The following is an 8,793-nucleotide window of genomic DNA, read 5'->3' as shown; positions in this document are numbered from 1 at the left end:
CAGAGAAACAAGGTATTGCTGGAAAAAGACTTAAAGCTGGTTGGAATGAAGCATATCTATTAAAAGTCTTAAATATTAAAGTATGAGTTTGCCCTGCTATTAATCCTTTATTTTTTTCATTATCAATCCATGCTTTTTCTTGATGACTTAAATCTCTTATTTCTGTAGCATTGTAATTTTCAAATTTTGAAGCAATTTCAGCTAAAATATCAATTTCAAATTTATCAAATAAAGTGCTGTTAAATTTTTTTGATGGAATATTAATAAATTCTTCACCAACAAACCCACCAGAATATTGAACAGAAACTAAATCTACAATTTTATTTTCTGAAAGATAATCAAATAATGTTCTAAATTTTTGAGGAACTGGACCGTGTGTATGTGCTAAATAACGTGTTCCACTTATTGAAACACCTGTTAATTTAAAATTTAAAAAATCAGAATAAAATAATAATTTATTCATTTTCGTAGGAGTTACTCGTATTCGCATTTTTTCAGTAAAAAACACGACCATTTCAAGTAATTTATCAAAATTAGGCTTTTTATATCCTGAAAAATTATCAGGTAAAAAATTATATAGAGGTCAGTAGTTATTTACGTATAATTTTAGCCTGATATATAATATCAGCTTTTACCATCCTATTTATAAGGTTGTCAAATATTGTTTCTTTGGATTGTGATCTATTAATTCTATAACAAAACTCATTGAAATATCTATTAATATTAAAGTCACTCACCCAAGAAAAAATAGTTCTTATCCACGATTTAACTTGATGAATCATCGTGTGTAGTGCTTTAAAATTTAAACCTTTATTGCTTTCTATCTGTGTAATATCATAGGATTTAGCTATAGGTCTATAGCCTCTCCACCTATCGGTTACTACTTTTGCCTGTTTACTAATATGCTTTATGAAAATATATTGTAATGATTGTGCAGAGAAATTTTCTATTCTCATGGCATACATTCTTTTCACTTTACCATCTTTAGTCAGTTGTATCGCTGTAATAGCCTTCTTTTTCTTACTATTTATAACTACGACCTACTTTATTTTCTTCTCTACCTCCTAAAACAAATTCATCAACATGCACATCTCCATCCATTGGAAAGTTCTCGCTAGAAGACATTGCTTCACGTACTTTTAACATGAATAAACGTGCTGTTTTTTCTGTAATATCATAGCGGACTGCCATATAACTAGCCGATAATCCTTTGGTGCTAGCCGACATTTCAAAACAGATAAAGAAAGCTTTTCGTACTCCAAATTTAACCTTATGAAAAAGCGTGTTTGCTGTTGGCGACTCAATATGTATACAAATATTACATTCAGTAGATAAATTTTTACGTCTTTGAAAAGCAGTATGATTACATTTTAAACATTTGTAAGCTGTTTTTGCTTTGATAAATGATAAATATTCTTTGCAATCTTCATCGGTTTTGAACCGATCTGAGAACTCTAGAAGCTTTTGTCCTTTAAAAATATCCATAATTACAGGGGTTTAGTATCTTTAAATATACGTATTTATATACTTACCTCTAAAATATTTTATAACTGATTTATCCGCCATATTTACGTATGAAATTCTTTACAAAGATAAACATACACTTGTGAAAATAACTTTAAAACGTGTTTTTATGATAAAAAATACTGTATTACTTTAATTACCTGTATTATTTTATTTATTTAGTAAACAATAAAACATAGATAATTCATAAAAATACAATTCTAGCACAGCTGTGAGAGAAATCATAAAATATAGAAATACAGTTAGTAGTAAATTCACCCACAATTTACTCAGACGACTGATGCCTAAAAGTAAAAAAAGAATATTAATTACACTTTTAACCTTCGATGGGCGAGAGCCTCCCGAAAATTATAAAAATAAGCTTAAAAATAGTTATCGAATTACCCATTATCCAGAATATCGGATCAGTCAACAATGCACATAGCCTTGGCTTATCGACAGGCCATATGCTTAGTTATTGCGTTTAGGTTTTGTTACCCACTTTTTACTTCATTTTTTTGTCAATATTTGTTTTGTATGCGTAGTCATTTATTTCATAACAAACACGCCCAAGTAAAATTGCTGGATTTATTCCGAATTCTTTACCTAATCTAATTATTTTGACATCATTTATAGGAAGGTGCTTTTCGATAATTTCATTCCAAATTTTTTCAGGAATTAATTTTTTTTGTGCAAATTCATCGGCTTCAATTTCTGCTATATTTTCGCTTTTTTCTCTATATATATCTATGAATTCGGTTTCTCTATTTTTAGATAGATGCAAAGCAACGTGACCTACTTCATGCATTAATGTAAACGCAAAATTATCAATTCGATTATGTCTAAGTGTTAATGCGATACTTGGATTTTCATTAGACCAAAAAGAATATCCATCAACAGGTGTTTTTTCAAGTTTTGGAACAGTCACGAATTTAATGCCATATTGATTTAAGATCCTTTTGGCATTTTCAATTGTTAATTCATTTTTAAAAAACACTTGATTTAGCTGAATACATAATTGTTCTATGTTTTCTTCATAAAAAGTGTTTACTACTTGATTATTAGCTTCAAATGTAGCTAAAGAACTCCAAGCTAACATGTTTTTTTCATCAATTTGGAGTTTTTCAGATTTCCGATAAAAAGCGAATCTGTTTTCTGCAGCCGAATTAACCAAGCCGTCAATTGAAGAAACTCCATAAATAGTCATGATCGATTTAATGTCTTCTTTTATTGTCTCTGATAAATAATTATGTTTTTTAAAATATCTGATAGGTACATATTCTTTGATAATGTCCCAAATTTCAATATTTTTTATTTTTTCAATGTTCTTTTCTTTTACTCTAGCTTTGTCAATTTCGTATTGAGTTTGAAATTTCATCCAATAATTAGCTGGAATTTCAAGTATTTTCTCAAGTATAATCGCAAAATCAGCTGTTATTGGTCTTTTTCCTTTAATAATTTCATTCAAAAATGAAGCTTTTACACCCATTTCTTTCGCTAAATCCTTTTGATTAATATCTTCTCTTAAATCTAATTCATCCTTGATAAGAATTCCAGGGTGAGTAGCTTCAAACGGTGTTATATCACTGTGCGTTCCCATAATTTCTTGTTTTACTTGTAATGATTACTTAATTCTACTATAGAGCAGATTGTAATACAATTTGGTTCTTCTCCTTCAACCGAAGAAATAAATTCTATTCGGTATTTTTGGTCAACTCTAATTGATTCTAACCCTTTTTTATCTCCTTTTAGTTTTTCATAATTCAAGCTTTTTAAAAAGAACAAGTCTTCAATCTTTTCTGCAACTCTCAATTTATCAATTGAGTTCTTGTATTTTCTAATTATTACTTTCTGAAAGCGATACTTTTTATTTTTTGCCTTACCTTCTTCGTAAAGTTCTTTTAAATAATCTTTTTCGAAATTGATTTCCATAATTAAGTATTACTTTCATACTGCAAAGATACGAAAATATTTATAATTCACTATTTTAGTGAATTATTTGTTTTGAATTATACCTAACGTCAGTCTGTCTAAAAACCGTCATTTATTTTTGATAGTATCAAAAATAGTGTTAATTTTTGTGAAAATAGAACAGTATAAGTCATTTTTAATAATTCATATTTTGGTGGTTTTAACCTGTAAATAAGGTTTTTAAGATATTCTATAGCTCTTTTAAAATGAAATAAAGATAAAATAGAGACAATAGGGCCATTAATTTACTTAGCCCAATACAACTGCAATTATTAGATAGAGATAAAGAGGTTTTAGGAGTTTATATCGACAGTGAAAAATCATTATTAAACGTCTGCCCAAGTTGTAAAAAAGGAACATTAATTACACTTTTAACCTTCGATGGGCGAGGGCCTCCCGAAAATTATAGACAGATAGTGATGCGTAAAATAAGTAAATACATTTAGTAGTAAATTCACCCACAATTTACTCAGACGACTGATGCCTAAAAGTAAAAAAAGAATATTATTACGCTTAAAAACAGGGTTGTAGGTTGCCTTTAATTACTATAAAATGTAAAAATAGGCTAAAAAATAATAGTGAAGTCTACCAGATTTTTAAGAAACACAAAAATAGTTATCGAATTACCCCTTATCCTGAAGATCGGATCAGTCAACAATGCATATAGCCTTGGCCTATCGGCAGGTCATATGCTTAGTTATTGGCAAACGTTTTATTTTTTTTCTTCAATACAATTTATCTCTTCTGAACTATCATATACCATAAGATATGAATTCTTAATTTTTATTTTTGAAGTACAAGTTCTAGATTTTATATGAGAAAGTTGGATGTTGTATATTTCATTTATAAAATATGAATCATGCTCTTTGAGAAATATTAAAGAATCTATTAAGACTGTATTTCCTTCTTCTCGAATAATTAAATTTATATTTTTTTTGTTTTTAAATAGTTCGAAACTAAAAGGGGAATCACCTCTATATACAGGCCTTTTAATTTTAATACTTTTTAATCCTCTATAGGAAGTCTTGATATCAAGAATCATAAGACTATCTAAAGCAATATTATCCCAATTTATATCTTGATATTTAATTATTTTTTTTTCTAAAGAATCAAATTTAATGTTAATTCTTAAGGCTTTTTTGTTATTTATTTCAACTATATTTTTAGGTTGTATTATTGAAGTTTTAGATTTATTAATAGTAGTAGTTTCTTTTTTATTTTTGCAAGAAACAACAACAACAACTATTAATAATAGTAGTTTACTTGTTTTTAGTACATTTATCATATTGAAATATTTCTTTTAATTCTTTAGTGTATTTTTTTCTTTCTTGTAAACCATTTGGAGTTTGAATATTACCATTTATAGCCCTAGAAACTAATAAAACATCATCCTTACTAGCAAGAAGATTAATATTTTTACCTACAACAGGAACACCTAAATATCTCCAATAATATGCGGAAGCTTGAATTGATAAATTCAAGCTTTTAGCAATTTCGCTTGCAAAATTTAATAATTCTTTAGAGTTAGGTTTTCCTCCTTTTATATTCTCATATAATTTTTTGTAATTATAGTCATGAGTAATTTGAATAAGACCTCTACCTATGTAATCTTTTCCACCACTTGGATTGGTTACAGCATCTTGTTCAAAACTACTTTGAAATTGTTGAGATTCGTGGTTACATTGAGCCAGAAAGTGTATTTTTCTAATACAAGTATTTATCTCATATTTTTCAAATGCAGAATTTAATTTTTTTGCGAAATTTTTAAGAGTAGCTTCATTTTTATCTATTTTTTCATCATAATTTAATTGAAAAATAGATATCCCGGTTTTGTCGAAATTTGATTTTTGAGGTTTATGCTTTTTTGGTTTTTCAGTTCCTTTATATTTTATATTATCTAAAGTGTAAAATATGTTTTTTCCTTTTTGTACTAATTTAGTTCCATCACCTATTATGTATATAGGATCTAGTCCATTAGGAGCATATTCTTGTTCTTTTTGAACACCATCTTGTTTTCTTAATTCAGAGATTATTTTTTTTAAATCAGTTTCTTTTAACTCTTTTTTACAAAAACAAAAATTTGATTTTACTATTTTGATCCTTCCGCAATGTACATTGATATATTCTCCAATATTCCATTCATCATCCATATCGTCACGTGCAAAAAAATCTAAATAAAACTCTTTGCTTTCTTCTCCATTTATTTCAATTTCAACTTCTATGTCTGTATCATATTTCCCTTTTATCTGTTCCTTGTTTATGATTTTTATATCCTCATCTTTAACAGAAATCTTTAAGTCAATTAAACCATCATCATCCTTACTATCAGAATTTCCTTTTTTAATAGTAAATGATAATTTCAGTTTTCTTTTTTCAGTAGTTAATTGCCAAATTTTAAAGGTTGATTTATCTTTATCCAATTGTTCGGATAAAGTTACTTTATCATCTGTTTCTATTAATTCCTCACCTTCAACTTTATGTTTTGAGGGTTCTTTTAACTTAACTATTGGTAAAAACTCATCCCAAATTATATCTAAACTTGCACTTTTGGATTCTGCTCCTGGAAAACTTACTGTAGCTTTTAATGTTGTTTTTTTCATTTCAATTTTGTTTTTAAATGGTTTAGAACGGGTTTATAATCGAGTAGGCAAAGGGAGTTTCACCCTAAGCCTCTCACAGAACCGTACTTGATAGTCTCCCATCATACGGCTCTTGTTATACAAATCTAAGCAATTACATTAATCTGAGAAAATTGCCAATGGTAAAATAAGCTAGGATATTGTTTCCTAACAGTTTCTAACCATTTATAGCCTTTTCTAATACTGGTTTTGTAACGCTTATACCTTATCCTTGCCCACCAAACTAATCGCTGACTTAACAACCTAAAAACTTTAGTCAGTTCATACATTTTAAATTTACCATAGTAGCGTACCCATCCTCTTATCATTGGATTTAAGTATTGAGCAACCCCTACAATGCTTTTAAAAGTCAACTTTCCTACATTTAGTTTTTCAAGTTTGTCTGCAATTCGTTTTCTTGAACTAACTAATGGCACAATCATAGCCTAAAAACAGGGTTTTCTTTTTCTTTGATAATGCTGTTCTAGGTTGAAAAGAATATCCTAAGAAATCAAATTTTACTTTAGGATAATTTCCTTTTCTACGATAGTCTCTGCAATAGACAATTTTTGTCTTTTTTGGATGTAATTCCAAATTTACAGATACCATCCTTTGCTGTATCATTTGTAATATTTGTTCTGCTTGAGCTTTACTTCTACAATGTACTATTACATCATCGGCATAACGTGTAAATGGTACATTTTTATCTGTGTTTTCTAACCACTTATCAAAAGCATAATGTAGAAATAAATTAGCTAATAATGGGCTAATTACTCCGCCTTGGGGAGTTCCCTTCCCTTGCTTTTGACGTAATTCTCCAGATGTTGTAAAAACGGGTGCTTCCAACCATCGCTTAATGTAAAATCGCACCCAATTTTCGGGTACATGTTTCTTTACAGCTAACATCAATTTGTTATGGTCAATATTATCAAAGAATCCTTTTATATCGAGGTCTATCACCCAATCTTGTTTCCAACAATTTTCTCGTACGCTTTGTAATGCTTGATGCGCATTTTTAGCTGGACGGTAACCGTAAGAATTTAGATTGAAGATTTTTTCGAACCTTGGTTCAATGAACATTTTAACCACCATTTGCCCAACTCTGTCGCTTATTGTAGGAATTCCTAATTTACGAATGCTTCCATCCTTTTTGGAAATTTCTACTTCTTTAACAGGCGGAGGGAAATAACTTCCTGATGCCATACGATTCCATAATTTGTACAGGTATTTACTTCGATTTGCGTCAAATTCTTGCATCTCTATAGCATCTACACCTGCACTTCCTTTATTGGAACGCACTTTCTGATAAGCCTGCCAAACCATTTGACGACTTATCGGTATTGATTTTGTTTCACTCCATAAATTCATCCTCTTAATTATTGAGTTGATAAATAAAATGCAACTGTACAACCTAAGCCCTTCGCTCCATTTCCATTACAGAAACTTCAGCACTACTACGGCTTAGTCTGCCACTACATACACTATCGGTATTCTGCCTCTAGGTTGTGCCTATTGTACATTTCCCTTATCATTTGCATGCAGCTTCCCAAGTTCCATAAATAAGCCTAATTAAAGTTCTTGCCACCTGAATGACGCCAGTCTTACAGTAAATAAATAGGTGATTTCTGTAATTAATAGTATTGCTACTATCACTTTTAACTCCGTATCATACTTCGTAGCTTTTGACTGGAGGTTCCTACTTCTCGACACCTCTTCAGTGGTTCACTTGCGTTCAACTCCTTTAATCGTACCTGCTAACCTCTTGGATTAGATTCTCCTAAACGCTCAGTACCAAGACTATTAATCAAAGCACCTTTAGGTGGTTTAGAGCCATCGCCTATACAACGACTCTGATGGATCTACCATCATCTTACTTATAGCATTCAACCTTTTATTGCCATGGTTGATTCTTGGCACACTAAGATTAGTTGCGTGTTTTAAGCAATAAAGTTAGTAAATAAAACACGAACCAAGAAAGTCCGTTTGGACTTTCGTAAATTGGCTAAAACCAGCAATTAATTTTACACGGTGTTAGGCACTGGCTTTATTTCAAGTCGGTCTTTTTTAATAATATTCTTAAATTATCTTCATTTTTTTTTGTTGGATTAAAACCAAACGATATTCCGCAATTATTTCCACTTCCTGAAGGAGAACCTCTTTCAATGAAATTTTCATTCTCATCATAAAAATTAAATTCTCCATCCATTCCTCCTGATTCCCATCTTCCTTTTTTCCATAAACGAACTCCAGGAATAGTATCAAATTCATACATTCCATTTGCTTTTAAAGTTAGAAATCGTTCTTTGTCATACAATCCGTTTCTTTTCAAGAATTTCGTTGATTTTATTTTATGAGTTGAATAAATTCCAACAAAATCTTTAGATATATTATCATTAGAATTTGGAATTACAACTTTATACCAAAGTTGAATTATTCCGTAACAAAAAACAGGAATCATTAAGAAAACCATTCCAGTCATTTTCAGTTTTCTTGATTTTTTAATTAGTCCAATTAATAATATTATTATCGAAATAATAAATCCGATTATTCCGATAAAGGATAAAATCATAAATATTATACTTTCTATCATTATTTTTTTGGTTGAGTGTATTGTCCTGAAATAGGTTGACCTTTTTTTTGAATTTATAAGGTTAATAATTCCAGATTTTTTTTATTTCTTCGATACGATTTATATTCGATA

Annotated in this window: 8 protein-coding genes and 1 pseudogene; all 9 read right to left on the bottom strand. The window is 29.5% G+C overall.

All coding sequences use genetic code 11. The annotated features are described in order from the left end of the window. The coding region (locus tag AQ1689_RS07860) for a Panacea domain-containing protein (protein ID WP_180947557.1) at positions 1–463 on the bottom strand (463 nt) is incomplete at its 3' end. Positions 464–590: 127 nt separating this feature from the next. Further along, a pseudogene (locus tag AQ1689_RS07855) lies at positions 591–1,485 on the bottom strand (IS1595 family transposase). 523 nt (positions 1,486–2,008) lie between these two features. Then, entirely contained in the window at positions 2,009–3,103 is a 1,095-nt protein-coding gene (locus tag AQ1689_RS07850; RefSeq protein WP_101955724.1) for a HigA family addiction module antitoxin, read from the bottom strand. 11 nt (positions 3,104–3,114) lie between these two features. After that, on the bottom strand, positions 3,115–3,435 hold the full coding sequence (locus tag AQ1689_RS07845; protein ID WP_101915653.1) for a type II toxin-antitoxin system RelE/ParE family toxin: 321 nt from the start codon (positions 3,433–3,435) through the stop codon (positions 3,115–3,117). Positions 3,436–4,186: 751 nt separating this feature from the next. Continuing rightward, on the bottom strand, positions 4,187–4,759 hold the full coding sequence (locus AQ1689_RS07840; protein WP_101915654.1) for a hypothetical protein: 573 nt from the start codon (positions 4,757–4,759) through the stop codon (positions 4,187–4,189). Next, a complete protein-coding gene (locus AQ1689_RS07835) occupies positions 4,734–6,074 on the bottom strand; it encodes a hypothetical protein (protein ID WP_101955723.1) in 1,341 nt (446 codons plus the stop codon). The genes AQ1689_RS07840 and AQ1689_RS07835 overlap by 26 nt, the downstream gene beginning before the upstream one ends. Positions 6,075–6,199: 125 nt before the next feature. Further along, a complete protein-coding gene (locus AQ1689_RS13295; protein WP_232122614.1) occupies positions 6,200–6,535 on the bottom strand; it encodes a group II intron maturase-specific domain-containing protein in 336 nt (111 codons plus the stop codon). Continuing rightward, positions 6,516–7,460 (bottom strand): group II intron reverse transcriptase/maturase, encoded by a 945-nt coding sequence (gene ltrA / locus AQ1689_RS07830; protein WP_232122615.1) that lies wholly within the window; start codon positions 7,458–7,460, stop codon positions 6,516–6,518. Before ltrA ends, AQ1689_RS13295 begins: the two co-directional genes overlap by 20 nt. 676 nt (positions 7,461–8,136) lie before the next feature. Continuing rightward, positions 8,137–8,682 carry a hypothetical protein gene (locus tag AQ1689_RS07825; RefSeq protein ID WP_145993666.1) on the bottom strand — a complete coding sequence of 182 codons (546 nt, stop codon included), beginning with the start codon at positions 8,680–8,682 and terminating at the stop codon, positions 8,137–8,139. Positions 8,683–8,793: the final 111 nt, after the last annotated feature.

The sequence above is a fragment of the Tenacibaculum finnmarkense genome, from assembly GCF_900239185.1.
In the GTDB taxonomy this organism is placed as follows: Bacteria; Bacteroidota; Bacteroidia; order Flavobacteriales; family Flavobacteriaceae; genus Polaribacter; species Polaribacter finnmarkensis.
Note: the sequence above shows the minus strand (reverse complement) of the source record. Positions and strands in the feature narration are given on the sequence as shown.

Bases quoted from the DNA above. Each gene is read 5' to 3' on its own strand.
- AQ1689_RS07850 (WP_101955724.1), bottom strand. From the start codon at position 3,103: ATGGGAACGCACAGTGATATAACACCGTTTGAAGCTACTCACCCTGGA.
- AQ1689_RS07845 (WP_101915653.1), bottom strand. From the start codon at position 3,435: ATGGAAATCAATTTCGAAAAAGATTATTTAAAAGAACTTTACGAAGAA.
- AQ1689_RS07840 (WP_101915654.1), bottom strand. From the start codon at position 4,759: ATGATAAATGTACTAAAAACAAGTAAACTACTATTATTAATAGTTGTT.
- AQ1689_RS07835 (WP_101955723.1), bottom strand. From the start codon at position 6,074: ATGAAAAAAACAACATTAAAAGCTACAGTAAGTTTTCCAGGAGCAGAA.
- AQ1689_RS13295 (WP_232122614.1), bottom strand. From the start codon at position 6,535: ATGATTGTGCCATTAGTTAGTTCAAGAAAACGAATTGCAGACAAACTT.
- ltrA (WP_232122615.1), bottom strand. From the start codon at position 7,460: ATGAATTTATGGAGTGAAACAAAATCAATACCGATAAGTCGTCAAATG.
- AQ1689_RS07825 (WP_145993666.1), bottom strand. From the start codon at position 8,682: ATGATAGAAAGTATAATATTTATGATTTTATCCTTTATCGGAATAATC.